At 59.2% G+C, this 25462-nt stretch carries 24 protein-coding genes and 2 tRNA genes; 7 read left to right on the top strand and 19 right to left on the bottom strand.

Annotated features, from left to right (window positions below; translation table 11 throughout):
• Positions 1 to 6: 6 nt before the first annotated feature.
• The 3 genes from ggt to ACYZT9_RS22435 form a co-directional block, all read right to left on the bottom strand.
• Positions 7 to 1839, bottom strand: a complete 1833-nt coding sequence (gene ggt, locus ACYZT9_RS22445; protein ID WP_462007470.1) for a gamma-glutamyltransferase — start codon at positions 1837 to 1839, stop codon at positions 7 to 9.
• Positions 1840 to 1967: 128 nt separating this feature from the next.
• Positions 1968 to 2044, bottom strand: a tRNA-Met gene (locus ACYZT9_RS22440).
• Between the two features lie 116 nt (positions 2045 to 2160).
• Positions 2161 to 4218, bottom strand: a complete 2058-nt coding sequence (locus tag ACYZT9_RS22435) for a methyl-accepting chemotaxis protein (RefSeq protein ID WP_462007469.1) — start codon at positions 4216 to 4218, stop codon at positions 2161 to 2163.
• Positions 4219 to 4541: 323 nt separating this feature from the next.
• On the opposite strand from ACYZT9_RS22435, the gene ACYZT9_RS22430 reads away from it, so the two are divergent.
• Positions 4542 to 5759: an MFS transporter gene (locus tag ACYZT9_RS22430; RefSeq protein WP_462007468.1), complete on the top strand. Its 1218-nt coding sequence runs from the start codon at positions 4542 to 4544 to the stop codon at positions 5757 to 5759.
• 177 nt (positions 5760 to 5936) lie between these two features.
• Here ACYZT9_RS22430 and ychF read toward each other — a convergent pair whose 3' ends face one another.
• The 8 genes from ychF to ACYZT9_RS22390 form a co-directional block, all read right to left on the bottom strand.
• Positions 5937 to 7037 (bottom strand): redox-regulated ATPase YchF, encoded by a 1101-nt coding sequence (ychF, locus tag ACYZT9_RS22425; RefSeq protein ID WP_007905794.1) that lies wholly within the window; start codon positions 7035 to 7037, stop codon positions 5937 to 5939.
• 22 nt (positions 7038 to 7059) lie between these two features.
• Positions 7060 to 7644, bottom strand: a complete 585-nt coding sequence (pth, locus tag ACYZT9_RS22420) for an aminoacyl-tRNA hydrolase (protein WP_008037207.1) — start codon at positions 7642 to 7644, stop codon at positions 7060 to 7062.
• A 170-nt stretch (positions 7645 to 7814) separates the two neighbouring features.
• On the bottom strand, positions 7815 to 8417 hold the full coding sequence (locus ACYZT9_RS22415; RefSeq protein ID WP_274074158.1) for a 50S ribosomal protein L25/general stress protein Ctc: 603 nt from the start codon (positions 8415 to 8417) through the stop codon (positions 7815 to 7817).
• 141 nt (positions 8418 to 8558) lie between these two features.
• Positions 8559 to 9500 (bottom strand): ribose-phosphate pyrophosphokinase, encoded by a 942-nt coding sequence (locus ACYZT9_RS22410; RefSeq protein ID WP_003208392.1) that lies wholly within the window; start codon positions 9498 to 9500, stop codon positions 8559 to 8561.
• 46 nt (positions 9501 to 9546) lie between these two features.
• Positions 9547 to 9621, bottom strand: a tRNA-Gln gene (locus ACYZT9_RS22405).
• 36 nt (positions 9622 to 9657) lie between these two features.
• The gene (gene ispE / locus ACYZT9_RS22400) at positions 9658 to 10509 is read right to left on the bottom strand and encodes a 4-(cytidine 5'-diphospho)-2-C-methyl-D-erythritol kinase (RefSeq protein WP_462010272.1); all 852 of its coding nucleotides are present in this window, start codon (positions 10507 to 10509) and stop codon (positions 9658 to 9660) included.
• A gap of 2 nt (positions 10510 to 10511) precedes the next feature.
• Positions 10512 to 11129, bottom strand: a complete 618-nt coding sequence (lolB, locus tag ACYZT9_RS22395; RefSeq protein ID WP_462007467.1) for a lipoprotein insertase outer membrane protein LolB — start codon at positions 11127 to 11129, stop codon at positions 10512 to 10514.
• A 4-nt stretch (positions 11130 to 11133) separates the two neighbouring features.
• Positions 11134 to 12858, bottom strand: coding sequence for a tetratricopeptide repeat protein (locus tag ACYZT9_RS22390; protein ID WP_462007466.1), 1725 nt, complete (start codon positions 12856 to 12858; stop codon positions 11134 to 11136).
• Positions 12859 to 13128: 270 nt separating this feature from the next.
• Between ACYZT9_RS22390 and hemA the strand changes: the two genes are divergently transcribed.
• From hemA to ACYZT9_RS22360, 6 genes are all read left to right on the top strand, one after another.
• A complete protein-coding gene (hemA, locus tag ACYZT9_RS22385; RefSeq protein ID WP_462007465.1) occupies positions 13129 to 14418 on the top strand; it encodes a glutamyl-tRNA reductase in 1290 nt (429 codons plus the stop codon).
• Positions 14415 to 15494 carry a peptide chain release factor 1 gene (gene prfA, locus ACYZT9_RS22380; RefSeq protein WP_461953257.1) on the top strand — a complete coding sequence of 360 codons (1080 nt, stop codon included), beginning with the start codon at positions 14415 to 14417 and terminating at the stop codon, positions 15492 to 15494. Before hemA ends, prfA begins: the two co-directional genes overlap by 4 nt.
• Complete coding sequence (gene prmC, locus ACYZT9_RS22375; protein ID WP_462007464.1) at positions 15491 to 16324, top strand: peptide chain release factor N(5)-glutamine methyltransferase; 834 nt, start codon at positions 15491 to 15493, stop codon at positions 16322 to 16324. The genes prfA and prmC overlap by 4 nt, the downstream gene beginning before the upstream one ends.
• A complete protein-coding gene (locus tag ACYZT9_RS22370; RefSeq protein WP_462007463.1) occupies positions 16314 to 17069 on the top strand; it encodes a molybdopterin-synthase adenylyltransferase MoeB in 756 nt (251 codons plus the stop codon). Before prmC ends, ACYZT9_RS22370 begins: the two co-directional genes overlap by 11 nt.
• Positions 17062 to 17853, top strand: coding sequence for a glutamate racemase (gene murI / locus ACYZT9_RS22365; RefSeq protein WP_462007462.1), 792 nt, complete (start codon positions 17062 to 17064; stop codon positions 17851 to 17853). The genes ACYZT9_RS22370 and murI overlap by 8 nt, the downstream gene beginning before the upstream one ends.
• Positions 17854 to 17979: 126 nt before the next feature.
• Positions 17980 to 18498, top strand: coding sequence for an acyloxyacyl hydrolase (locus ACYZT9_RS22360; protein WP_462007461.1), 519 nt, complete (start codon positions 17980 to 17982; stop codon positions 18496 to 18498).
• A 132-nt stretch (positions 18499 to 18630) separates the two neighbouring features.
• On the opposite strand, the gene ACYZT9_RS22355 is transcribed toward ACYZT9_RS22360, so the two are convergent.
• Genes ACYZT9_RS22355 through phrB form a run of 8 tightly spaced genes read right to left on the bottom strand, consistent with a single transcriptional unit; the run spans position 18631 to position 25442 of the window.
• Positions 18631 to 18936, bottom strand: coding sequence for a YkgJ family cysteine cluster protein (locus tag ACYZT9_RS22355; protein ID WP_462007460.1), 306 nt, complete (start codon positions 18934 to 18936; stop codon positions 18631 to 18633).
• A gap of 53 nt (positions 18937 to 18989) precedes the next feature.
• The gene (locus tag ACYZT9_RS22350; RefSeq protein WP_462007459.1) at positions 18990 to 19496 is read right to left on the bottom strand and encodes a DUF2878 domain-containing protein; all 507 of its coding nucleotides are present in this window, start codon (positions 19494 to 19496) and stop codon (positions 18990 to 18992) included.
• Positions 19489 to 20760, bottom strand: coding sequence for a class I SAM-dependent methyltransferase (locus ACYZT9_RS22345; protein WP_462007458.1), 1272 nt, complete (start codon positions 20758 to 20760; stop codon positions 19489 to 19491). The genes ACYZT9_RS22350 and ACYZT9_RS22345 overlap by 8 nt, the downstream gene beginning before the upstream one ends.
• The gene (locus ACYZT9_RS22340; protein WP_462007457.1) at positions 20747 to 21562 is read right to left on the bottom strand and encodes a DUF1365 domain-containing protein; all 816 of its coding nucleotides are present in this window, start codon (positions 21560 to 21562) and stop codon (positions 20747 to 20749) included. The genes ACYZT9_RS22345 and ACYZT9_RS22340 overlap by 14 nt, the downstream gene beginning before the upstream one ends.
• Positions 21559 to 22806 (bottom strand): NAD(P)/FAD-dependent oxidoreductase, encoded by a 1248-nt coding sequence (locus tag ACYZT9_RS22335; RefSeq protein ID WP_462007456.1) that lies wholly within the window; start codon positions 22804 to 22806, stop codon positions 21559 to 21561. Before ACYZT9_RS22335 ends, ACYZT9_RS22340 begins: the two co-directional genes overlap by 4 nt.
• A complete protein-coding gene (locus tag ACYZT9_RS22330; protein ID WP_462007455.1) occupies positions 22803 to 23585 on the bottom strand; it encodes an SDR family NAD(P)-dependent oxidoreductase in 783 nt (260 codons plus the stop codon). Before ACYZT9_RS22330 ends, ACYZT9_RS22335 begins: the two co-directional genes overlap by 4 nt.
• Positions 23582 to 24004: a nuclear transport factor 2 family protein gene (locus tag ACYZT9_RS22325; RefSeq protein ID WP_462007454.1), complete on the bottom strand. Its 423-nt coding sequence runs from the start codon at positions 24002 to 24004 to the stop codon at positions 23582 to 23584. Before ACYZT9_RS22325 ends, ACYZT9_RS22330 begins: the two co-directional genes overlap by 4 nt.
• Positions 23997 to 25442, bottom strand: coding sequence for a deoxyribodipyrimidine photo-lyase (phrB, locus tag ACYZT9_RS22320; RefSeq protein WP_462007453.1), 1446 nt, complete (start codon positions 25440 to 25442; stop codon positions 23997 to 23999). Before phrB ends, ACYZT9_RS22325 begins: the two co-directional genes overlap by 8 nt.
• Between the last annotated feature and the right edge of the window lie 20 nt (positions 25443 to 25462).

The raw sequence follows: 25462 nt of genomic DNA, 5'->3' as shown, positions 1-25462 counted from the left end.
AATAGATCAATCCCCCAACGCTTCCCCCTCGCGCCGCGGATCCGCCCCACCGGCCAGCGAAGCTTTCCCCTGCGCATCCTTGACCCGGACAATCGCCTGAATCCCGCTGGTCATATCTATCTCGCTTACGTTGTGCCCTTTGTCCCTCAAGGCCTGAATCAACTCAGCACTGAACTGCCCCTGTTCCAGTTCGGTCGGACCGTTGCGGCTGCCAAAGTTGGGCAGATTGATGGCGGTTTGCGGGTCGAGGTTCCAGTCGAGCAGGCCGACGGTGGATTTGGCGACGTATTCAATGATTTGCGAGCCGCCGGGGGAGCCGAGGGTGGCGAGGAATTCGCCATTCTGGCGATCAAAGATCAGGGTGGGCGCCATGGAGGAGCGTGGGCGTTTGCCGGGTTCGACGCGGTTGGCGACTTTTAGCCCGTTTTCTTCGGGGATGAACGAGAAGTCGGTCATCTGGTTATTGAGCAGAAAGCCCTGAACCATCAGGTGCGAGCCGAAGGCGGATTCGACCGTGGTGGTCATCGACACAGCACCGCCCAGGTCATCGACCGCCACCACTTGCGAAGTTGAAATGCGCAGCGGCGAACGGTCTGGCGCGTAAGCGACCTGAATCCCCGGCGGCGTGCCGGGTTTGGCCATGCCCATGCTGCGATCGCCGATCAGGGCGGCGCGGCGGGCCAGGTAGGTCGGGTCCACCAAGCCTTTGACGGGGACGGGGACGAAATCGTTGTCGGCGACGTATAGCGCGCGGTCGGCGTAAGCGAGACGTTCGGCTTCGGAGATCAGGTGCACGGCTTCAGGGGGCGGTTCGATACCTGCGGGTCGGGTGCTCTCGACCGGTTTCAAGGGCGCCAGGGAGAAACGCGGGTCGCGGGTTTCCAGTGCCTGCAAGGTGCCGAGAATCTGCGCCACAGCGATTCCGCCCGATGACGGTGGCGGCATGCCGCAGACCTGCCAGCGTTTGTAATCGGTGCATAGCGGCGCGCGTTCCTTGGCGGAGTATCCGTTGAGGTCGTTCAGCGACAGGCTGCCGGGGTTGGCGTGGCCCTGAACTTTGGCGACGATTTCCTGCGCAATAGAGCCCTTGTACAACGCATCAGGACCTTCCTTGGCAATGCGCTTGAACACGGCGGCCAGCGCTGGGTTTTTCAGTCGGGTGCCGACGGCTTTCGGGCTGCCATCGGCGTTCCGGAAGTACGCCATCATGTCTGGCGAGCGCTGCATGGACGAATCCGAAGCAATCAACAGATGCAGGCGTGGCGAGAGGGGGAAGCCTTGCTCTGCGAGTCTGATCGCCGGCTCGAACAGCTGCGCCCAGGGCAGCCGCCCGTTTTTCTGATGGGCCAGTTCCAGCGCTCGCAACACGCCCGGAGTGCCCACCGAACGACCGCCAATCTGCGCCTGAGTGAACGGCATCGGTTTGCCGTCGGCCTGCAGGAACAGTTTCTCGGTGACGCCGGCCGGCGCGGTTTCACGACCGTCGTAAGTGCGCACGGTCTTGCCGTCCCACAGCACGATAAACGCGCCACCACCGATGCCCGATGATTGCGGTTCGACCAGCGTCAGCACCGCTTGCATCGCGATGGCGGCATCGATTGCCGATCCACCCTGACGCAGCATCGCTCTTCCGGCTTCGGCGGCGAGCGGATTCGCCGCTGCCGCCATGTGTTTCGAGGCGTACCGGGTCTGCAGGTCGGTGCGATAGCCCGAGGCGGTTTCCGGTGCAATCGGCAACGTCGAAGCGGGCGGAGCGTGGCACGCTGCAAGGGTTAACGCGCTGGCGATCAGCGAAAAGGCTGACAGGCGATAGCGATTCAAGCGGAAGGCTGAGAACACGCGGGGCACTCCGTCCGTGGGAAAAGTCTTGGGACTTTATCGGCGGACAGGAATCGACGCAAACCGCGGGGCACTTTTCTCGAGGCATAAAAAAACGGCCTACCTTTCGGTAAGCCGTTTTTAGTACTTGGTGGCTACACAGGGACTTGAACCCCGGACCCCAGCATTATGAATGCTATGCTCTAACCAACTGAGCTATGTAGCCAAGTGGCGCGCATTATTCACCGGTAATGCGGATGCGTCAAGCGTAAATCTAAAATATTTCTCTACGCTTTCAACCGCTTATCCACCTGAGCCGGGAAACCGGACCGGAGGAGGGCGTCAACCGAGCTGGAATCTCCCGGTATTGGCACTCAGGGCCTTGCTGCCTTGGCTCAAGGTGTCCGCTGCCTGGTTCACCGCCCGTGCGCCTTCGAGCAAGCGTACCGCCGCCTGATCGACTTGCTGGATGTTGCCGCTGACTTCGTCCGCAGTCGTCGCTTGCTCATCGACCGCCGTGGCGATCTGCGCCAATGTGTCGGTGACGCTTTGCACGGCGCTGGCGATTTCCCCCAGTCGCTCGCCGAGGCCGGTGACCGCTTGCGCATCGGATTGCGCCTGGCCGCAGGCGGCTTCCATCAGGCTCACGGCTTCATTCACCGTGTTACGCAAACTGTCGACGGTGCCGGCGATCTGCGCGGTGGACGATTGGGTACGCTGCGACAGGCTGCGCACTTCATCGGCCACAACCGCAAAGCCACGACCCTGTTCACCCGCACGAGCGGCTTCGATGGCTGCGTTGAGCGCCAACAGGTTGGTCTGCTCGGCGACGCCGCGAATGGTGTCGACCACCAATTGAATCTGCTGCCCTTGCTCACTGACTCGCCCAAGTGCCGCGGCCGTGTCGTTCAAGCGCTGATTGAGCTGCTGAATGCTCGCCGTCGTGCGTTGGCTGTCGCGGCTGCTGTCGGCGGCAATGCGCTGAGTGTGCTGAGCGCTGCCGGACGCCTGTTCGCAACTCTGCGCAACTCCTTGGGACGTGGCGGCCAATTGCGTCGCCGCTGCAGCGATCTGACTGATCTGCAATTGCTGCGCTTCGACTTCGCCTAACGCACCGCTTGAATGATGGTTGAGCGTGCGCACTGCGTTACTCAGTTGCAAGGTTTCGTGATCGACCCCCAACAGGCTGTTGCGCAGTTGTACCACCGCAACGTTTAGCGCGGTGCTGATCGCCGCCAGTTCGTCGCGGCCTTCAACCGGCACTTGCAGGCTCAGATTGCCGTCGCGCAACGCTTCGGCCAGCAGCGTGATCCCGCTGGCGCTGCGACGGATCGAGGCCTGCAAGCAGATGAACAAGTACAGCGCGGCCAGCAACAGGCAGCCAAAGATCGCTGCCACGACTATGAACTGGCGAATTGCCGAAGCATGGTAGTAATCCAGGCGCTGATCCAGTGATACCAATGACTGCTGACGCAACGAGGCGAGGTCGGTGAGCAGGGCGTCCAGACTGCGTTCGAATTCCTCGGGATTGAGTTTGATGCTGCCGCCAAACACGCCGTCATCGAGCACTTTCAGTTCGGCGTCGAGGTGCTTGAGGCTGTCGTGGTATTGCCCGGCCCAAGTCTGCAGGGCGCTGGGCAGACGCGCTTCCAGCAGACCCGCCGTTTTAGCCAACTGCTCGCGCGCATCGCCGATGCGGCTGCGCAGGTCGCGCAGTTGCAGACGGCTTTGCAGGGTGAACTGACCCGATACCACTGAAGCCTGTCCGACACTGGCCAGACGGCCGACCCGTTCGATCAGGTCGGGCGCGTGTTGCGTCGAGATCTGCGTCAGCAGGTAGGTTTCCAGCCACGGTGCGAGCGTCAGGCGATTGTCCATGGCGATCTGTTCACGCAAGGCTTGCAGAGCGCTCAAGGCATTGGTGAAACGGTCGTAACCGTCCGGCCACCAGCCGACGCTGCTCAGGCTTTTCGAATCGAGACCGTTGAGCGCGGTTTGCAACGCTTGATAGCGGGCCAGGGTTTCGCCCTCGGCACCTTCGGTTTGCAAGGTGTTGCCGAGGTCCGTGGTGGCTTGCGCGACAGCCGGCTGAACCGCATCGAACGCCGCCATCGCCGCGAGCGTCGCCGGTGTCGGCTGGCGGTTGGTCTCGGTGGCACGCCACCGCGCGGCGCGATCACGCTGGGCGGCGAGCAGGTTATCCAGCGCATCCAGCGCGAGCAGTTGCCGGACCCCGGCACGCTCGCCGGAGATCAGGTTCAGTTTGGCGCGATAGTCCTGGCCGATCATCAGCAGGCTGCCCGCGAGTGGCAGGATAAAAAGCAGAAACAGCAGCTGAAACTTGCGAGCGAAGCCGAAACGCCCCAGCAACCCGATCCCCGGAGATAAAAAAGCCTGCATTCCCCATGACTCCTCTGGACACCACGCACCAATCACGTGCGTCGAGGTCGTTGCGACCGCGACTTGTGCCCCTTTTAAAGGCCTCGAAAGTTCACCCTCGTCCGCTCTGTAGGCCGACTCTGTAGCGAAACTTCCCATTCTCGGTGCCCTTTGTAAGGACGCCGCGTTGAAGTAGATAAACAAGGCAAGATTCAGACCATGGCGTTGAGCTATCAACTCTGAATTTAGTTCGTTAGCTGGCTAAGGGGATGGTGCTGCTGCACTGAAAAATGGCACATTGACGCACCTGCCCGTGTGCACCCATCTGTTGTTTGGAAATTCCCATGGCTATCAGCAATGTCCAGACCGGCGCGACGCCGGCATCCGCGACTCCACAAAGCAGCCCTCTAGTCATGCGCATCATCGGCGCCGTGGCGCTGGCGCATTTGATCAACGACCTGATCCAGTCACTGCTGCCGTCGATCTACCCGATGCTAAAGGCCAACTATGGCCTGACCTTCACCCAGGTCGGCCTGATCACCCTGACCTTCCAGTTGACCGCCTCGCTGTTGCAGCCGTGGGTCGGTTACCACACCGATCGCCATCCCAAACCCTGGTTGCTTCCTGCGGGGACGGTGTGCACGTTGATCGGGATTTTGATGATGTCGGTAGTCGGCAGCTTCCCAATGATTCTGCTGGCGGCGGGGTTAATCGGCATCGGCTCGTCGACCTTTCACCCGGAAGCGTCTCGCGTGGCGCGACTGGCCTCGGGCGGGCGATTTGGCCTGGCGCAATCGACTTTCCAGGTCGGCGGCAACGCGGGCTCGGCCTTCGGTCCATTGCTGGCGGCGGCAATCATCATTCCATTCGGTCAGAGCCATGTTGCATGGTTCGGGTTGTTCGCGGTTTTCGCGCTGTTCGTGCTCTACCGGATCAGCCGCTGGTACGCCAAACACCTGAGCCTGTTCAAGCTCAAGCAAGGTCAGGCGGCAACGCATGGTTTGTCGAAGGGCCGCGTCACCAGTGCGCTGGTTGTGCTCGGCTTGCTGGTGTTCTCCAAGTACTTCTACATGGCCAGTTTCACCAGCTACTTCACCTTCTACCTGATCGAGAAATTCGACCTGTCGGTGGCCAGTTCGCAGCTGCATTTGTTCCTGTTTCTGGGAGCGGTGGCGGCGGGGACATTCTTCGGCGGACCGATTGGCGACAAGATCGGGCGTAAGGCGGTGATCTGGTTTTCGATCCTTGGGGTGGCGCCGTTCACCTTGATCTTGCCGCACGTTGATTTGTTCTGGACCAGCGTTCTCAGCGTGGTGATCGGCTTCATCCTGGCGTCGGCGTTTTCGGCCATCGTGGTGTATGCGCAGGAGCTGGTGCCAGGCAATGTCGGGATGATTGCCGGGGTGTTCTTCGGGCTGATGTTTGGCTTCGGCGGGATTGGCGCGGCGTTGCTGGGGCATCTGGCGGACATCCACGGCATTGAATATGTGTACTACTTGTGTTCGTTCCTGCCGTTGTTGGGTGTGCTGGCGATCTTCCTGCCAAGAACCAAAAATGCCTGAACCCACGTATTCTCTGTAGGAGCGAGCTTGCTCGCGATGGTGTGTCAGACAGGTAAGTGCTAACTGACACTCCATCGCGAGCAAGCTCGCTCCTACAAGGGGGCGGTGGCGTGGTGGAAGAATGTTTCAGGCACAAAAAAGCCGCGTATCGAACGCGGCTTTTTCTAGGGCAGTGTTTTACACGTTGAAACGGAAGTGCATCACGTCGCCGTCTTTCACGATGTAATCCTTGCCTTCCAGACGCCATTTACCGGCTTCCTTGGTACCGGCTTCGCCCTTGTACTGGATGAAGTCGTCGTAGGCGATGACTTCAGCGCGGATGAAGCCTTTTTCGAAGTCGGTGTGGATCACGCCGGCAGCTTGTGGTGCGGTGGCACCGACGCGGACGGTCCAGGCGCGGACTTCTTCGACACCAGCGGTGAAGTAGGTCTGCAGGTGCAGCATTTCGTAGCCAGCGCGGATCACGCGGTTCAGGCCGGGTTCTTCGAGGCCCAGGGCTTCGAGGAACATGTCTTTCTCTTCACCGTCTTCGAGTTCGGCGATTTCGGCTTCGATCTTGTTGCAGACCGGAACCACCATGGCGCCTTCTTCTTCGGCGATGGCTTTGACGATGTCCAGCAGCGGGTTGTTCTCGAAACCGTCTTCAGCCACGTTGGCAATGTACATGACCGGCTTGGTGGTCAGCAGGTGGAAGCCACGAATCACGGCTTTGTCGTCGGCGCCCATGTTCTTCATCAGGGTGCGAGCAGGCTTGCCGAGGGTGAAGTGAGCGATCAGTTGCTCAAGCAATGCCTTTTGAACCACGGCATCCTTGTCACCACCCTTGGCGTTACGGGCGACTTTCTGCAGTTGCTTCTCGCAGCTGTCGAGGTCGGCGAAGATCAGTTCCAGGTCGATGATTTCGATGTCACGTTTCGGGTCGACGCTGTTGGAGACGTGAATCACGTTCTCGTCTTCGAAGCAGCGGACCACGTGAGCGATGGCATCGGTTTCACGGATGTTGGCGAGGAATTTGTTGCCCAGGCCTTCACCTTTCGAGGCGCCGGCAACGAGGCCGGCGATGTCGACGAATTCCATGGTGGTCGGCAGGATGCGCTTTGGATTGACGATGGCCGCCAGGGCCTCCAGTCGTGGATCCGGCATCGGCACGATACCGGTGTTCGGTTCGATGGTGCAGAAGGGGAAGTTCTCGGCCGCGATCCCGGATTTGGTCAGGGCGTTGAACAAGGTGGACTTGCCGACGTTAGGCAGGCCGACGATGCCGCAATTGAATCCCATGGTGTTTCCCCTCGGATAAGAGTCAGGCCTTCTGGCTGTGCAGGTTTTTCATCGCGCGGTTCCATTCCCCGGCGAGGATATCCGGCAGCACGCCGAGGGCAAAGTCGATGCTGGCATCGAGTTTTTCCTGTTCGGCGCGTGGCGCACGACCCAGGACGAAATTTGAAACCATACTGGCTACGCCCGGGTGGCCAATGCCAAGCCGCAAGCGGTAGAAGGTATTCTGATTGCCCAGTTGCGCGATGATGTCGCGCAACCCGTTGTGACCGCCATGGCCGCCGCCCTGTTTGAGTTTGGCAACACCCGGAGGCAGGTCGAGTTCGTCATGCGCCACCAGAATTTCTTCAGGCTTTATGCGGAAGAAACCTGCCAGAGCTGCTACGGCCTGGCCGCTGCGGTTCATGTAGGTGGTGGGAATCAGCAGGCGAACATCCTGACCCTGATGCGAATAGCGCCCGGTCAGGCCAAAATATTTACGATCCGCCACAAGGTTCACGCCTTGTGCGTTCGCGATGCGCTCAACAAAAAGGGCCCCTGCGTTATGCCGGGTCTGTTCGTATTCAGCGCCTGGATTTCCCAGGCCAACGATCAGTTTGATGGCAGTCACGATAGGGGCCCTTCCTTGGAGTGGTGGATAACATCGCCGCAATCAGGGTGTGCGGCGAAAGTGGACGACAAGTGCTCATTTACCATTATGTAAACTCCGCGTTCTCGCCCGCTTTCTCGCTACGTTCCAGTCCGCGATGTTACCTGGTCACTCCGGCATCACAGAGTGAATTACTCTGCTGCGCCTTCTTCAGTAGCTTCTGGAGCAACACGTGGAGCGTGGACGTTGGCAACAGCCTTGTCATCGCCGTGTGCCAGAGCAACAAACTCAACGCCTTTAGGGGCTTTGAGGTCGGACAGGTGAATGATCGAGCCGATTTCGGCGTTAGCCAGGTCGACTTCGATGAATTCAGGCAGGTCTTTCGGCAGGCAGGTCACTTCGATTTCCGAAACAACGTGCGAGATTTCGCCGCCTTTCTTGGTCGGAGCTTCTTCACCAACAAAGTGTACAGGCACGATAGCGGTCAGTTTCTGGCCAGCTACAACGCGTACGAAGTCAGCGTGCATCACGTGGCCTTTGGCCGGGTGACGCTGCAGAGCCTTGATGATTACGTTTTGCTTGGTGCCGCCAACGTTCAGCTCGATGATGTGGCTGTAAGCCGCTTCGTTTTCGAGCAGTTTGGCAACTTCTTTAGCCAGCATGCTGATGGATTCAGGGGCTTTTTCGCCACCGTAAACTACAGCTGGAACCAGGCTCGCGAGACGACGCAGGCGGCGGCTCGCACCTTTCCCCAGGTCGGAACGCACTTCAGCATTCAGAGTAAAATCGTTCATGTTGTATCTCCAAAATAACCACATTCGCCCCAGCGTTTGCGACCAGCGCTAAAGGCGATATGGGCAAAAAAGCCCCGCCCCGACAGGAATGCCGGGGCGGGGCGCTTTTCGTCAACGAGATGTTCGAGAAGGGCAGGGCCCTTAACGGAACATCGCGCTGATCGATTCTTCATTGCTGATGCGGCGGACCGCTTCGGCAACAACCGGCGCGATATCCAGTTGACGGATACGCGAGCAGGCTTGAGCAGCAGCGGACAACGGGATGGTGTTAGTCACCACCAGTTCGTCCAGCATGGAATTTTCAATGTTTTCGATCGCCCGACCGGACAGCACAGGGTGTGTGCAGTAGGCGAAAACCTTGGCAGCGCCATGCTCTTTCAGGGCCTTGGCCGCGTGGCACAGAGTGCCGGCGGTATCAACCATGTCATCGACCAGAATACAGGTGCGCCCTTCGACATCACCGATGATATGCATCACTTCAGAGTGATTGGCTTTTTCACGGCGTTTGTCGATGATCCCGAGATCCACACCCAGGGATTTGGCAACAGCACGTGCACGCACGACGCCGCCAATGTCCGGGGACACGATCATCAGGTTTTCGAACCGCTGATCTTCAATGTCATCCACCAGAACCGGGGAGCCGTAGATGTTATCTACCGGAATATCGAAGAAACCCTGGATCTGGTCAGCATGCAGATCAACCGTGAGAACACGGTCGATGCCGACTACGGTAAGCATGTCAGCCACGACTTTCGCGCTGATAGCTACACGTGCGGAACGCGGACGGCGATCCTGACGGGCATAACCAAAGTAAGGAATAACAGCAGTGATACGAGTAGCCGAGGAGCGGCGGAAGGCATCAGCCATCACTACCAGTTCCATCAGATTATCGTTGGTCGGAGCGCAAGTCGGCTGAATAATGAAGACATCTTTACCGCGGACGTTTTCATTGATCTCGGCAGTAATTTCGCCGTCGGAGAACTTGCCGACAGAGATGTCACCGAGAGGGATATGCAGCTGACGTACGACACGCCGAGCCAGATCGGGGTTGGCGTTCCCCGTAAAGACCATCATCTTGGACACGCGCAGTACCTGAAGGCTGAGGGTAACCTGGATGAGTATAGGAAAATGGCAGGGGCGGCTGGATTCGAACCAACGCATGGCAGGATCAAAACCTGCTGCCTTACCGCTTGGCGACGCCCCTGTATCTGTTGCATCGAGTACCCAGTACTCGGTTCCTTTAGAGCAGACTTTGCAGCTTGCGATGCAACATCGAAATGTTGCTTCCTTTTGCTACAAACCCTGTAAGGGTCTCTGTAAGAAGGGCCGAGACTTTATCAGCTTCAGCTTTGCTTGGGAAGCCCCCAAACACACAACTTCCAGTTCCGGTGAGTTTTGCTTCGGTAAATTTACCTAACAAATTCAATGCGTTACGTACATCTGGATAACGCCTTGCTACCACCGGCAAGCAGTCATTTCGACTGTTTCCCTTGGGAACGGGGCGCACTTTAATGGGAGGAGAGTTACGTGTCAACAGCGGATCTGAAAAAATTTCTGCTGTACTTACAGATACTTGCGGAACAAGCACGAGATACCACGGTTCTTCGGGGTCTACAGGGGTGAGTTTCTCCCCCACGCCCTCGGCGAAAGCCGCGTGGCCACGCACGAAAACCGGTACGTCGGCGCCCAGCGTCAGGCCCAGTGCGGCCAGTCGATCCTCATTCCAGCCCAGTTGCCAGAGATGATTGAGGCCGAGCAAAGTCGTTGCGGCATTTGAACTGCCGCCACCGATTCCACCGCCCATGGGCAGGATTTTTTCGATCCAGATATCGATCCCGAGCGTACAACCGGATTGCTCCTGAAGTTTTTTCGCAGCTCGAACAATCAGATTGCTGTCGTGGGGAACGCCGTCGAATTCGGTGTGCAGTTGAATCACACCGTCGTCGCGCACGGCGAAGGTGATTTCATCGCCGTAGTCGAGAAACTGAAAAATCGTCTGCAGTTCGTGATAACCGTCTTCACGGCGACCGAGGATGTGCAGCATCAAGTTGAGTTTGGCCGGGGAGGGCAGCGTCAAGCGTGGGGCCGTCATGTTCATTGCCCCAGTTTGCGAGGTTGCCATTCCTTGATCACCAGGGTGACATCAAGGTCGGCGCCATGCAGTTTGATCCGCTCGGGCAGCCAAAAGCCGTTTTGCTCGGCATAACTCAGGTATTCGACTTGCCAGCCATCCTGATCCAGATTGGCCAGGCGGCTGTCGGCATCGAGTGTCAGGCGACTTTTGCTGTCCGGCGCGGGGAGCCCGCGGACCCACCAGGCCAGGTGCGACACAGGCAGTTTCCAGCCGAGTTGCTCTTCAAGCAGCACTTCCGGCGTCGGCGCTTCGTAGCGCCCCTGGTTCGCGACCTCCAGCGAGACCTTGCCCGGGCGACCGGTCAAGCGTGCTGCGCCGCGACCCAGTGGGCCGGAGAGGCGAATGTCGTAATAATCCTGTCGCTGCAGCCAGAATAACGTGCCGCTGCCAGAATCTTTCGGAGCGCGAATGCCGATCTTGCCGTTGATCTGCCAACCGTCAAGAACGGTCAGTTGCTGTTTGTGCTCACGCCACTGGGCGGGATCGCCTTGACCCTGAACCGATTCGCGGGCACCGAAGCCCGCGCAACCGGCGAGCAGGGCAATAAAACTGAAAACGATGAAGTGGCGCAAAAACATAATCTTAAAGAGTCTCTGATCCGGTCAGGCGCTTGATGGTGCCGCGCAGGATTGGGCTGTCGGGTTGTTCCTTGAGGAACTTGCCCCAGATTTGCTTGGCTTCCCGTTGCTTGCCATTGGCCCACAGGACTTCACCCAGGTGAGCCGCGACTTCCTGATCGGGAAAGCGATCCAGTGCCTGGCGCAGATATCGCTCGGCTTCATCGAGATTGCCCAGGCGAAAATTCACCCAGCCGAGGCTGTCGAGTACCGCCGGATCTTCCGGGGTGATCTGGTGCGCCTGTTCGATCAGGGTCTTGGCTTCAGCGTAACGCGTCGTGCGGTCGGACAGGGTGTAACCAAGGGCGTTCAGCGCCATCGCGTTGTCCGGATCGCGCTTTATGATCAGGCGCAGGTCTTTTTCCATCTGCGCCAGGTCATTGCGTTTTTCCGCCTGCATGGCCCGGGTGTACAACAGATTCAGATCGTCCGGGTATTGCTGCAAGGCCTTGTGCAAAACATTCCAGGCCTTGTCCCCCTGTTTATTGGCGGACAGCGTTTCAGCTTCGATCAGATATAGCTGAATCGCGTAATCGGGCTGCTCATCGCGCTCGGCTGCCAGACGGCTTTGCGCTTCGGCGGTCTTGCCGTTGTTCATCAGGATATCGGCCTGACGCAATTGTGCTGGCAGGAAGTCGTTACCCGGGCCGACCTGGGCGTATTCGATCAATGCGCCCTGGGGATCGTTGCGCTCTTCAGCGATGCGACCGAGGTTCAGATGGGCTGAATCGACATGGCTTTCCCGGGCGATCAGGTCTTCGAGGTAACCCTTGGCCTCGTCCCAGGCCTTGGCTTCCAGGCACACCAGTGCCAGGGAATATCGCAGTTCGTCGTCTTCCGGGTATTGCTGTACCAGGCCCGAGAACTCGGCTTTGGCGTCGTCCATGCGGTCCTGTTCCACCAGCATGCGTGCGTAAGTCAGGCGCAGGCGTTTGTCTTCCGGGTACTTCTTGATGCTTTTTTGCAGCAGCGGCAAGGCTTCATCGCCGCGACTTAGGGTTTGTAGCAGGCGTGCACGCAGCAGAATCGGCGCGATTTCGCCGTCATCCGGCGGGTTGTCTTCCAGCAAGGCCAGTGCGCCCTTGCTGTCGCCGTCTTGTTGCGTCAACAAGGCCTTGCCGAAAATCAGCTGGCTGTTGTTCGGATGGCGCTGCAACAAACGGTCGAAACTTTTCATCAGGCCGTTGCGGGTTTCCTGATCGGTATCGGCCGCGGACAGGGCAAGGAAGTCGAAATGTGTGTCGCCCTTGCCTTGCAGGACTTTCTCCATATAAACCATGGAGTCGTCATAGCGCCCGGCGCGAGCCAGCTGCACGGCGGCGGCCCGTTGCGCCTCGAGGTCGTCTGGGGCGTTTTTCGCCCAGATCAGTGCGGTATCCAGGGCAGCCTGGTCGGCGCCCAGGTACTCGGCGATGCGAAACGCCCGCTCGGAAATGCCCGGATCCTGGGTATTGATGGCCTGGGTCACGTAGTTGTCCAGCGCAATGTCGAAACGATTGCGCTGGCCAGCCAGTTCGGCGCTCAACAGGCTGAAGACCGTTTCTTCGCTGAATGAGCTGTAGACCTTGGGCTTTTCAGGGGCCGGAGTGCTGTCTTCGACCGGCGGCGTACCGTCCGACGAAACGGGTGCCAAGGCCTGGCAGCCGCCGAGGAAGACAAAAGCGAGGAGCAACGCTGAAGATCTATTCATATAGGAAGAGGACGACTAACCTGCGGTCGGATCATCATGACACAAGCCTTCGGCCAAACATAATGTAGGAGCGAGCTTGCTCGCGATGGTCGTTAACGATAACGAGAGCTGCCTGAATAAACGCATTAACCTCACTTTTTTCGCGAGCAAGCTCGCTCCTACAAAAAGCCTTTAGAAACGCAAGCTACCAGGACAATAGTCAGCGGTAGTTGTTCTGGCTCTGTCGAAGTAGGACAATTGCCGGCTTCACGTCACCATCAGCGACCTTGAATGGCCTTCCTTGCACTCGGTATTAACCACAAGACTGCTTCAGTAGACGTTCGCGAGCGCGTGGCCTTTACCCCTGAGCAGCTGGTGGAGGCCTTGCAGCAGCTCTGCCGACTCACCGACAGCCGCGAAGCTGCGATCCTCTCCACCTGCAATCGCAGTGAACTCTATATAGAACAGGATCACCTTTCGGCTGACATCGTGTTGCGCTGGCTGGCCGATTATCACCATTTGAGCCTCGACGAGCTGCGCGCGAGCGCTTATGTGCACGAAGATGATGCGGCAGTTCGTCACATGATGCGGGTTGCCTCCGGGCTCGATTCGCTGGTGTTGGGCGAACCGCAGATTCTCGGCCAGATGAAATCGGCTTACGCGGTTGCTCGCGAGGCAGGCACCATCGGTCCGCTGCTCGGGCGCCTGTTTCAGGCGACGTTCAACGCCGCCAAGCAAGTGCGCACCGACACCGCCATTGGCGAGAACCCGGTGTCCGTGGCGTTTGCCGCGGTCAGCCTGGCGAAGCAGATTTTCAGCGACCTGCAACGCAGCCAGGCCTTGCTGATCGGGGCCGGCGAGACCATCACCCTGGTCGCCCGTCATCTGCACGAACTCGGCGTCAAACGCATCGTCGTCGCCAACCGCACCCTGGAACGCGCGAGCATTCTGGCCGAGCAGTTTGGCGCCCATGCGGTGTTGCTATCGGACATCCCGGCCGAACTGGTGCGCAGCGACATCGTCATCAGTTCCACCGCCAGCCAGTTGCCGATCCTCGGTAAAGGCGCGGTTGAAAGTGCCTTGAAACTGCGCAAGCACAAACCGATCTTCATGGTGGACATCGCCGTACCGCGCGATATCGAGCCGGAAGTCGGCGAGTTGGACGACGTTTACCTCTATAGCGTCGACGATCTTCACGAAGTGGTCGCCGAAAACCTCAAGAGCCGTCAGGGCGCTGCCCAAGCGGCGGAAGAGATGGTTGCGGTGGGCGCCGAAGATTTCATGATCCGCCTTCGCGAACTGGCGGCGGTGGATGTGCTCAAGGCCTATCGTCAGCAAAGCGAGCGCCTGCGTGACGAGGAATTGCAGAAGGCCCAGCGAATGCTCGCCAACGGCAGCAGCGCCGAAGAAGTGCTGGTGCAATTGGCACGTGGCTTGACCAACAAACTCTTGCACGCCCCGAGCGTGCAGTTGAAAAAGCTCTCTGCCGAAGGTCGCCTCGACGCACTGGCCATGGCCCAGGAACTCTTTGCCCTCGGTGAGGGCTCATCGGATAGCTTTTCGGATAAAAAACCGCAATGAAAGCGTCACTGCTCAATAAGCTGGACATCCTCCAGGACCGTTTCGAGGAATTGACCGCCTTGCTTGGCGATGGCGAAGTCATTTCCGATCAGACCAAATTCCGCGCCTATTCCAAGGAGTACGCGGAAGTCGAGCCGATTGTCGACACCTATAAGCAATTGCTCAAGGTGCAAAGCGACCTCGAAGGCGCTCAGGCCCTGCTCAAGGACAGCGACCCGGACATGCGCGAAATGGCCGTGGAAGAGGTTCGTGAAGCCAAGGAGCAACTGATCGAGATCGAAGCCAGTCTGCAACGGCTTTTGCTGCCCAAGGACCCGAACGACGGGCGCAACGTGTTTCTCGAGATCCGTGCAGGCACCGGCGGTGACGAGGCGGCGATTTTTTCCGGCGACCTGTTCCGCATGTATTCGCGTTACGCCGAGCGGCGTGGCTGGCGGGTGGAGATCCTCTCGGAGAACATCGGCGAACACGGTGGCTATAAAGAAGTCATCGCGCGGGTTGAAGGCGACAACGTCTATGGCAAGCTGAAATTCGAATCCGGCGCGCACCGCGTGCAACGGGTTCCGGCCACTGAATCCCAGGGCCGCATCCACACCTCGGCTTGCACCGTGGCAGTGTTGCCAGAACCGGACGAGCAGGAGGCGATCGAGATCAACCCGGCGGATTTGCGGGTCGATACGTATCGTTCTTCCGGTGCCGGTGGTCAGCACGTCAACAAAACGGATTCGGCGATCCGCATTACGCACTTGCCGTCCGGAATCGTTGTTGAATGTCAGGAAGAACGTTCCCAGCACAAGAACCGTGCCCGGGCGATGTCCTGGCTGTCGGCCAAGCTCAACGACCAGCAGACCAGCGCCGCCGCGAATGCCATCGCCAGCGAGCGTAAATTGCTGGTGGGTTCGGGGGATCGCTCGGAGCGGATCCGCACCTATAACTTCGCCCAGGGCCGGGTCACCGATCACCGGGTCAACCTGACGCTCTATTCGCTCGATGAAATCCTCGCGGGCGGTGTCGATGCAGTGATCGAACCGTTGCTGGCCGAATATCAAGCTGACCAATTGGCGGCCATCGAATGACGATCATTGCCAGTCTGTTGCGCGCCGCCGATTTGCCCGACTCGCCGACGGCGCGTCTGGACGCCGAATTGCTGCTGGCCGCCGCGTTGGGCAAGTCCCGCAGTTTTCTGCACACCTGGCCGGAGCGCATCGTACCGAGCGACGCCGCGCTGAAATTTGCCGAATACCTGCAACGCCGTCGTGGCGGTGAGCCGGTGGCGTACATTCTCGGCCAGCAAGGTTTCTGGAAACTCGATCTGGAAGTCGCGCCGCACACGCTGATCCCACGCCCGGACACCGAGCTGTTGGTGGAAGCAGCGCTTGAACTCCTGCCAGCCACACCCGCCAAGGTCCTCGATCTCGGCACCGGCAGCGGCGCCATCGCCCTGGCCCTGGCCAGTGAACGTCCGGCGTGGACAGTCACTGCCGTGGATCGCGTGCTCGAAGCCGTGGCCCTGGCCGAGCGCAATCGTCAGCGCCTGCACCTCAACAATGCCACCGTGCTGAGCAGCCACTGGTTCAGCGCGCTGCAAGGTCAGCGTTTTCAGTTGATCATCAGCAATCCGCCTTACATCGCTTCAACCGATCCGCATCTTGTGGAAGGCGATGTGCGTTTCGAGCCGGCCAGTGCGCTGGTGGCCGGTATCGACGGGCTCGACGACTTGCGTCTGATCGTCGCCCAGGCCCCGGATTATCTGGAAGCGGGCGGCTGGTTGATGCTCGAACACGGTTACGATCAGGCCGAGGCGGTGCGCGATTTGTTGCTGAGCCATGGCTTTGAAGATGTGCACAGCCGCACCGATCTGGGCGGCCATCAACGGATCAGCCTGGGACGCCGCCGTGCTGAATGATCAGGAATTGTTGCGCTACAGTCGGCAGATTCTGTTGCAGCACGTCGACATCGACGGGCAGTTGCGACTGAAAGAAAGCCGCGTGTTGATCGTCGGTCTCGGCGGGCTCGGTTCGCCGGTTGCGCTTTACCTCGCCGCGGCGGGCGTGGGTGAACTGCATCTGGCGGACTTCGACACCGTCGACCTGACCAACCTGCAACGCCAGATCGTTCACGACACCGACAGCGTTGGCGTGAGCAAGGTCGATTCGGCGATCCGTCGCCTGAGTGCGATCAACCCTGAGATCAGCTTAGTCGCCCATCGCATGGCGCTGGACGAAGACTCTTTGGCGGCAGCAGTCGCTGCCGTGGATCTGGTGCTGGACTGCTCCGACAATTTCTCTACCCGCGAAGCGGTCAACGCCGCGTGCGTGGCGGCGGGCAAGCCGTTGGTCAGCGGCGCGGCGATTCGCCTCGAAGGGCAATTGTCGGTGTTCGACCCGCGACGTCCGGAAAGTCCGTGCTACCACTGTTTATATGGGCACGGCAGCGAAGCCGAATTGACGTGCAGTGAAGCGGGTGTTGTCGGGCCACTGGTGGGACTGGTTGGCAGCCTTCAGGCGCTGGAGGCGATGAAACTGCTGGTGGGTTTCGGCCAACCGCTGGTGGGGCGCCTGTTGTTGATCGATGCCTTGGGCTCGCGTTTCCGAGAGTTGCGGGTCAAGCGTGATCCGGGCTGCAGCGTCTGTGGGCCAAAACATGCGTGAAGCGCCGATCGGCGTGTTCGACTCCGGTGTCGGTGGGCTGTCGGTGCTGGCCGAGATCCAGCGTTTGCTGCCCAATGAAACGCTGCTGTACGTCGCCGATTGCGGAAATATTCCCTACGGCGAAAAAACTCCTGAATTCATCCGCCATCGTTGCAGCGTGATGGCCGAGTTTTTTCAGCAGCAGGGCGCCAAAGCCCTGGTGCTCGCCTGCAACACCGCAACGGTCGCCGGCGTTGCGGATTTGCGACGCGATTATCCCGAGTGGCCCATCGTTGGCATGGAGCCAGCGGTCAAGCCGGCTGCCGCCGCGACCCGCAGCGGTGTGGTCGGTGTGCTCGCCACTACCGGCACCTTGCAGAGTGCCAAATTCGCCGCGCTACTCGACCGCTTCGCCATCGATGTGAAGGTGATCACTCAGCCGTGTCCGGGCCTCGTCGAGCTGATTGAAAACGGCGATCTGCACAGTCACGCCCTGCGTGAGTTGCTTGCCAGGTATGTCGGGCCGCTGCTCGCCGCCGGCTGCGACACGATAATTCTCGGCTGCACGCATTATCCCTTCCTAAAGCCGTTGCTTAAGCAGATGATCCCTGAGGACATCAGCCTGATCGATACCGGGGCCGCGGTGGCGCGGCAGCTGCAACGTCTTTTGGCCGAGCGTGAATTGCTGGCTGACGGGCCTGCTCGCGCAGCGCAATTCTGGACAAGTGCCGATCCGGAGCATTTCACAAATATCTTGCCAATACTGTGGAATACCTCGGGTGTTGTGCGAAGCTTCACTAGGTAAATAAAATTTTTTGGGGAAAACGGTAATTGGCGGTGAACTTCTGATTAAGCGTCGACTTCTATAATTCCAGTTCTGCTGAGCAACAAAAAAACTAACGAAAATTGTTCGGAAAAGGATGTTTTTCTAGTGAAGCGACTATTCTGCTTGGCCGCGATTGCGGCCGCACTGCTGGGGCACAATTTGACTGCACAGGCAGCAGGCGTGGAGTTCGGGGTCGGCCAGACCAGCGACTCAACCATGACCTATCGACTGGGCATGCAATTCGATTGGGACAAGAGCTGGTTGCAAAGTGACGTCGGTCGCCTGACCGGTTACTGGAGTGGCGCCTACACCTATTGGGAAGGCGACAAGACTTCCAGCAACAACAGCCTTTCGTTCTCGCCGGTGTTTGTTTATGAGTTTGCCGGTCAGAACGTCAAACCCTACGTAGAACTGGGCGTTGGTGTGGCGTTGTTTTCCAATACCGAACTTGAAGACAACAAACTGGGCAGTGCCTTTCAGTTCGAAGACCGTTTCGGATTTGGCCTGCGCTTTACGGGGGGGCATGAAGTCGGGATTCGGGCGACGCACTATTCCAATGCCGGGCTCGCCAGCCCGAACAATGGTGTAGAGAGCTACGCGCTGCACTACACGATGCCGTTGTAATACGGTACGCGGTCAGTAATGTGGGAGCGGGCTTGCTCGCGAAAGCGGTTTACCGTTCAACTCTGATGTTGAATGACAGTCCGCTTTCGCGAGCAAGCCCGCTCCCACATTTGTATTTGGATGACTTCTAGATCATCGATAAGCCGTGGTAATCCCCTGGCGTTCATCGATGCACTCCGGTGCACCCATCTCGAACTCCCGGCAGATCAGCGGGCGTTTCTCGTAGATCGTGCACATCATGCTGTTGCGATCCAGCGCGGCGCACCAGCCGTCGTCCAGACGCAGCATGACTTCCCCACCCCAATCGTCGGTATCGATAAACCGTTCGGGCACGCCCGTGTCGGTGATCAGCATGACTTCGAGCTGGCAGCAGCAGGCTGCGCAGGTCGAGCAGGTGACCGCCGGCTCGGCGATTTGTGTGAGGGGAATGGTCTTCATGGCGCGCAGTGTAAGTCAGTCGGTCGGCGCTGTGTGAAAGGCCTGACGGACGCTCAGTGGTGAGCGTCTGACGCCGCGAGCCGCTGGGCCATGAAATGTAGTGTGGGAAACAGCAGTGCCCAAAGTAATCCGAGGCCAATCAGCGTCGGCAATTGACCGTAGGGAAATTGCACTCCGGCCAGTTGCCCTCCAGCGTAATACGACAAGGGGCCACCCACGGCGCCCAGCAAGCTACCGAGCCACCAGGGATTTGCGGTCCACTGCAGGCAATGTCGCAACGTCGTTGCCAGCAGCGCCCACAACAGCATCAACCACAGGGGAATCAGCGGCGCGACATCGTTGAACTCGAACACCCCCAGCCAGCGCAGTGAACTGTCGACGGTCGTGCCCAGCAGTACAACGCTGAGGATCAGTCGGCCTTCGTCCGCCCAACGACTTATCCACAGCAGATGAATCGCCAAGGCGCTCAGCGCCACCAACAACCACAGACTGTTGCCGCCGATCACGCAGGCAAGCCAGCCAAGTTGGAACAGCGCGGCATTGACCAGGCGTTCAAGCATCGAAACGGCCGAGCAGCGGTGCGGTGATCGCTGCCGGTTTGGCCAGCAGTAACTGCGCAGTGCCGATGGTGCGCTCCAGGAAGCCGCCTTCGCAGTAGCACAGGTAAAATTCCCACAGCCGCAAGAAATAATCGTCGTAGCCCAATTCGCTCAAACGACCGTGGGCGCGGCGAAAATTCTCATGCCAGTGGCGTAGGGTTCGCGCGTAGTGCAGGCCGAAATCCTCCATGTGCAGCAGGTTCATGTCGGTGTCGCGGCTGACAATTTCCAGCATTTTCTGCACACAGGGCAGGGCGCCACCGGGGAAGATGTAGCGCTGGATGAAATCGACATTGGTCTTGGCCTGTTCATAACGCTGTTCACGGATAGTGATGGCCTGCAACAGCATCAAGCCGTTGCCCTTGAGCAGGTGCGCACACTGCTTGAAGTAAGTCGGCAGAAAGCGGTGGCCAACGGCTTCGATCATCTCGATCGACACCAGTTTGTCGTACTCACCGGTGAGGTCGCGGTAATCCTTAAGCAACAGCGTGACCTGATGTTGCAGCCCGAGGGCTTCTATTCGGCGCGCGGTAAAGGCGTACTGCTCCTTGGAGAGCGTCGTGGTGGTGACTTTGCAGCCATAATTCTGCGCGGCGTACAGTGCCATGCTGCCCCAGCCGGTGCCGATTTCCAGCAAGTGGTCGCTTGGTTTCAGGTCGAGCTTCTGGCAGATTCGCGCCAGTTTGTTCAACTGCGCCTGCTCCAGATTGTCTTCAGGACTTAAAAATTGTGCCGCGGAATACATCATGGTCGGGTCGAGAAACTGTTCGAACAGGTCATTGCCCAAGTCGTAGTGGGCGGCGATGTTTTTCTGCGAGCCCTTGCGCGTGTTGCGGTTTAGCCAATGCAGCCCTTTCACGAACGGCCGACCTAGTTTCGCCATGCCACCCTCCAGCGCATCCAGCACCTCGAGATTGCTGACGAACACCCGGACCACCGCGGTCAAATCCGGCGAACTCCAGTAACCGTGGATGAATGCTTCACCCGCGCCGATCGAACCGTTACTGGCCACCAGGCCCCAGGCCGCGACGTCGAGAATGTGAATTTCTCCCAGCAGGTGGCCGCCAGCAGTGCCGAAGACATGCCGCTCACCGTCTTCGATGATCACCAGTTGCCCGTGCTTGAGGTGCGCCAGTTGCCGCAGCACACCGCGGCGCAGTAGCGATCCGGTCAGGCCGTTGGTGCTGAGCAGGTTGGCTTTAGCCTGGACACTAGAGGATTTCATGGCGGCGATCCTTGGGCGGAACGGTGGCGGTTTGAAAGCTGCCATCGGCAGCTTGATGAGCGAAGATCGGTACACGTTTGAGCAGCAGGCGCAGGGCTTGCCAATAAATCGCCAGGCAGGTTTTCGCGGTCATCCACGGAAAGCGCCGCAGATAACGGTGCAGGCTCGCTCGATTCAGGGCCTCGCGTTTGAGGTTGAGCGTGGCGTCGAACAGTTTCAGTTCGCCCTGCCAGTCAGCCATGTGCACGCCGAGCTTTTTCGCCACGGGACTGAAACTCATTCGGTGTTCGAGTTCACGCGGTAGAAACGGCGACACGTGAAAGGCCTTGGCCACGGCAAAATGTTGATGGAAATCGCGCAAATCCTCCGGCGTCCTGGCAGGCAGCACGTAGTGATAACGCTCGCGCCACGGGGTGTTGGTTACTTCGGCAAGAATCGCCGCCAGTTGCCCATCAGCTTCGTAGCAGTAGAAGAAACTGACCGGATTGAACGCCAGACCCCAGCTGCGAGGCTGGGTCAGCAGGCAGATCGAACCTGACGGCGCATGACCGATCGCCTGGCGAACCTGCTCGCGCACAGCATCACTCAGACGCATGCCGTTGCCGGTGAAGGTTTTCAGATAATCGCTTTCGCGAAACGAAAACGGCGAAAAACGGTGGGATCCCGACAGTGGTGATAACCCGAGTACGGCGTCCTGTTCGTCGAGATCGAGGTACAGCAGACCGATCCGATAACGGAATTCATGACGTCGTGGGGCAAACCGCCGATGGGCGATCCAGCCACTGTAAAGGGCGCTGTTCACAGCACTTCCCCGAACGAGCGGGCAACACGCAGCGCGCTCACCACGCCGTCTTCATGGAAACCGTTGGCCCAGTAGGCGCCGCAATAAAAGGTGTGTTGCGCACCGTTCAATTCTTCCCAGCGTTCCTGCGCAGCCACAGCCGCCAGGCTGTATTGCGGATGGGCGTAAGTGAACCGACCGAGCACCTTGGACGGGGTGATGCCGGCGCTTTGATTGAGGGTGACGCAAAATGTCGTATCGCTCTGGATGCCTTGCAGAATGTTCATGTCATAGGTGACCGCAGCCGGCGAATGACCGGCACCGCCGAGGCGGTAATTCCAGCTCGCCCAGGCGAGTGGTCGTGAAGGCAGCAGGCTCGTGTCGGTGTGCAGCACCACTTCGTTGTCAGCGTAGGGCAGGGCGCCGAGGATCGATTGCTCGGCGGCGCTTGGCTTGGCCAGCAGCTTCAGGGCCTGATCGCTGTGGCAGGCGAACACCACTTTATCGAAGCGCTCGCTGCCCGCGGCGCTGTGGATAACAACGCCATCCTCATCGCGCTCGACCCGTGTCACCGGGCACTCAAGGCGGATTTTCTGTCTGAAGGTCGCGGTCAACGGCGTAATGTAAGCACTCGAGCCACCCTCGACCACGCACCATTGCGGGCGATTGTTGACCGATAGCAAACCGTGGTTCTTGAAAAAACGGACGAAAAACTGCAGCGGAAAGTTCAGCATCTGCGCCATGGACATCGACCAGATCGCCGAGCCCATCGGCACGATGTAATGCAGGATGAACCGCTCGCCGTAACCACCGGCCTGCAGGTATTCATCCAGCGTGGTTTCGACCGCGATTCGGCCCTCGGCCAGGTCCAGCTGCGCGTGTTTGTTAAAGCGCAAAATGTCTCGCAGCATGCCCCAGAAGCCGGGCGACAGCAGGTTCCGGCGCTGGGCAAACAGGCTGTTGAGGTTGTTGCCGTTGTACTCGAGGCCGCTGTCCGGGTCGGTGACGGAGAAACTCATCTCAGTCGGTTTGAAACCCACGCCTATCTGACCCAGCAGGCGAATGAAGTTCGGGTAGGTCCAGTCGTTGAACACGATAAAACCAGTGTCCACGGCGTAGCGCCGACCCTCGACACTCACGTCCACGGTGTGGGTATGACCGCCGATCCTGTCACCGGCCTCAAACAGGGTGATCTCGTGGTTGCGATTCAGCAGGTAAGCGCTGGTCAGCCCCGAGATCCCGCTACCGATGATGGCGATGTTCACGGCACGTCCTTGATCGGCGGATTGCTGCGCACCATGCGTTTGCCGATGGCGAGTTTCACGCGGTTGGGCATTTTCGACAGCGGCCAGAGCGCGGCCATGAACAGTGCCGGGAACGCAATCTCCAACGGCCGATTCTTCAATTTGGCGAAAATATGTCTTGCAGCTTTACCCACTGGCCAACTGAGCGGCATCGGGAAATCGTTTTTAGCCGTGAGTGGCGTGTCGACAAATCCCGGGCTGACCACGGTGACTTCAATACCTTCCGGTGCCAGGTCAATGCGTAGCGATTCGAACAGATAACGCAGCCCGGCCTTCGACGCACCATAGGCTTCAGCCCGCGGCAGCGGTAGGTAAGTCACCGAACTGGCGACACCCACCAGATGCGGCGCGGTGCCTTTGCGTAATAGCGGCAGAGCGGCTTCGATGCAGTAACTGCTGGCCAGCAGATTAGTGCGCACGACGTGTTCGACGATTGAAGAGTCGAACTGCTGCGCGTCGACGTACTCGCAGGTGCCGGCATTGAGAATCACCGTGTCCAGCGAGCCCCAGTCTTCAGCAATCTGCTCACCGATTTCGCGCACGGTCTGGCTGTTGGTCAGATCGCCGGCCACCACCAGCACTTGCCCGGGATAACGTTGCGACAAAATTTTCAGCGGCGCCAGTGAGCGCGCACTGACGGCAAGGTGAGCGCCGGTTTTCAGTATTTCTTCGGCCAACGCGGCGCCGATGCCGCTGCTGGCGCCGGTCAACCAATATCGTCGTGGAGGTGTAAGGCTCATCCCATTCTCCTTTTCAACCAGGCAATCGCCCGACCCAATACGGGTAAATGTTCGTAAAGCAGGGCCCCGGCATCGAAGTAATCCCGGTGGCGATAAACCTTGTCGCGCCAGCGCAGGTGCGAGCACCCATCCACCCGAATCAACCGGCCGCTGGCCAGGCGCGGATGGCGGTAACTCATGACCCAGCGCAGGTAACCTTCCCCTTCAGCAACCTGGTCGAAGCCGTGAAAATCGAAACGCAGTTCGCTGACGTTGGCGTAGAGCTCGCCGAAGTAGCTGCGTAAATGGCCAATGCCCTGCAGGTCGTGCAGCGGATCGGTAAAGTGCACGTCGTCGGTATACAGCTCATTCAGGCGCTGAAGATTGTCTTTGTTCAGATCGGCAAACTGCCGGGCAAAGTACCGCAGGAAATCACTCATATCCGCCTCCGGCATTGTGTCGTGATGGCAGACTCTTGAACGCGGCCAGCGCGCGTGCGCGACTCGTACTCAGATTGACGATTGGCGACGGATAACCCGCCACCCCGAACAAGCCGCCAAGGTTCGCCGGGTTGTGCACGTCCTTTTTATTCAGCCCGGCCAGCTCCGGCAGCCAGTGCTTGATGAACAGGCCTTCGCTGTCGAATTTTTCCGATTGGCTGAGCGGATTGAATATCCGGAAGTAGGGCTGGGAATCAGTGCCGGTGGACGAACTCCACTGCCAGCCGCCGTTGTTCGCCGCGAGATCGCCGTCGATCAGGTGCCGCATGAAAAACCGTTCGCCTTGGCGCCAGTCGATGAGCAGGTTCTTGGTCAGGAACATCGCCACCACCATGCGCAGGCGGTTGTGCATCCAACCGGTTTCGAGCAGTTGGCGCATCGCCGCATCGATGATCGGTATACCCGTACGCGCTTGTTGCCAGGCCAAGAGTTCTTCCGGAGCATCGCGCCAGGCCAGCGCTTCGGTTTCAGGGCGGAAGGCGCGGTGACGCGAGACGCGCGGGTAGCCCACCAGAATGTGCTTGTAGAACTCGCGCCACAGCAATTCGTTGATCCAAGTCACCGCACCGACCTTGCCGCTTTCGAACTCGCCCTGATTGCTTTGCAGAGCAGCGTGCAAGCACTGGCGCGGGGAAATGATGCCGGCGGCGAGGTAGGCCGATAGCTGGCTGGTGCCAGGTTTGGCCGGGAAGTCACGCTCGCTTTTGTAGTAGTCGATCTGGGCGTCGGCGAAGGTGTCGAGACGGCGTCGGGCTTCGGCTTCGCCGGCGGGCCAGAGAGCGCGCAAGGTTTCGCTGGGTGTTTCGAAGTCTTCAACGCTTGAAGGAATTTGATCGCTGTCGATGTTCAGGCGCGATTGGGTCATTGGCGCGTTCACGAGACTGGGCAGTGAACGATGCAGGCGGTCGTAGCAGACCTTGCGGAACTGGCTGAAGACCTGGAAAAAAGTGCCGGTTTTGGTCAGCACGGCTCCAGGTTTGAACAGCAACTGATCGAGGTAACTGTGGAACGTGATGTCGTGACGGTTCAGCAGGTCGGCCACCGCCTCGTCGCGACGGCTTTCGTGAATGCCGTATTCCTCATTGACATGCACCGCGTCGATATTCAGTTGCTGACAAAGATCGAGCAAGACCTTTGGCGCGTCATCCCAACGAGAGGCCTTGCGGATCAGCAGAGGAATGTTCAATTCGCCCAGCGCGCGGGTCAATACACTCAGGTTGCGCAGCCAGAAATCCACTTTGCACGGTGCGTCGTCGTGCTCCCGCCATTGTTCCGGGCTCAACAGATACACCGCCACGCTCGGGCCCCGGGCGGCGGCGGCCGAGAGGGCCGTGTTGTCATGCAGGCGCAAGTCGCTGCGCAGCCAGATCAATTGCATGGTGGTGTCCGTAGGATTCA

It is taken from the genome of Pseudomonas sp. ZT5P21, from assembly GCF_054897785.1.
Note: the sequence above shows the minus strand (reverse complement) of the source record. Positions and strands in the feature narration are given on the sequence as shown.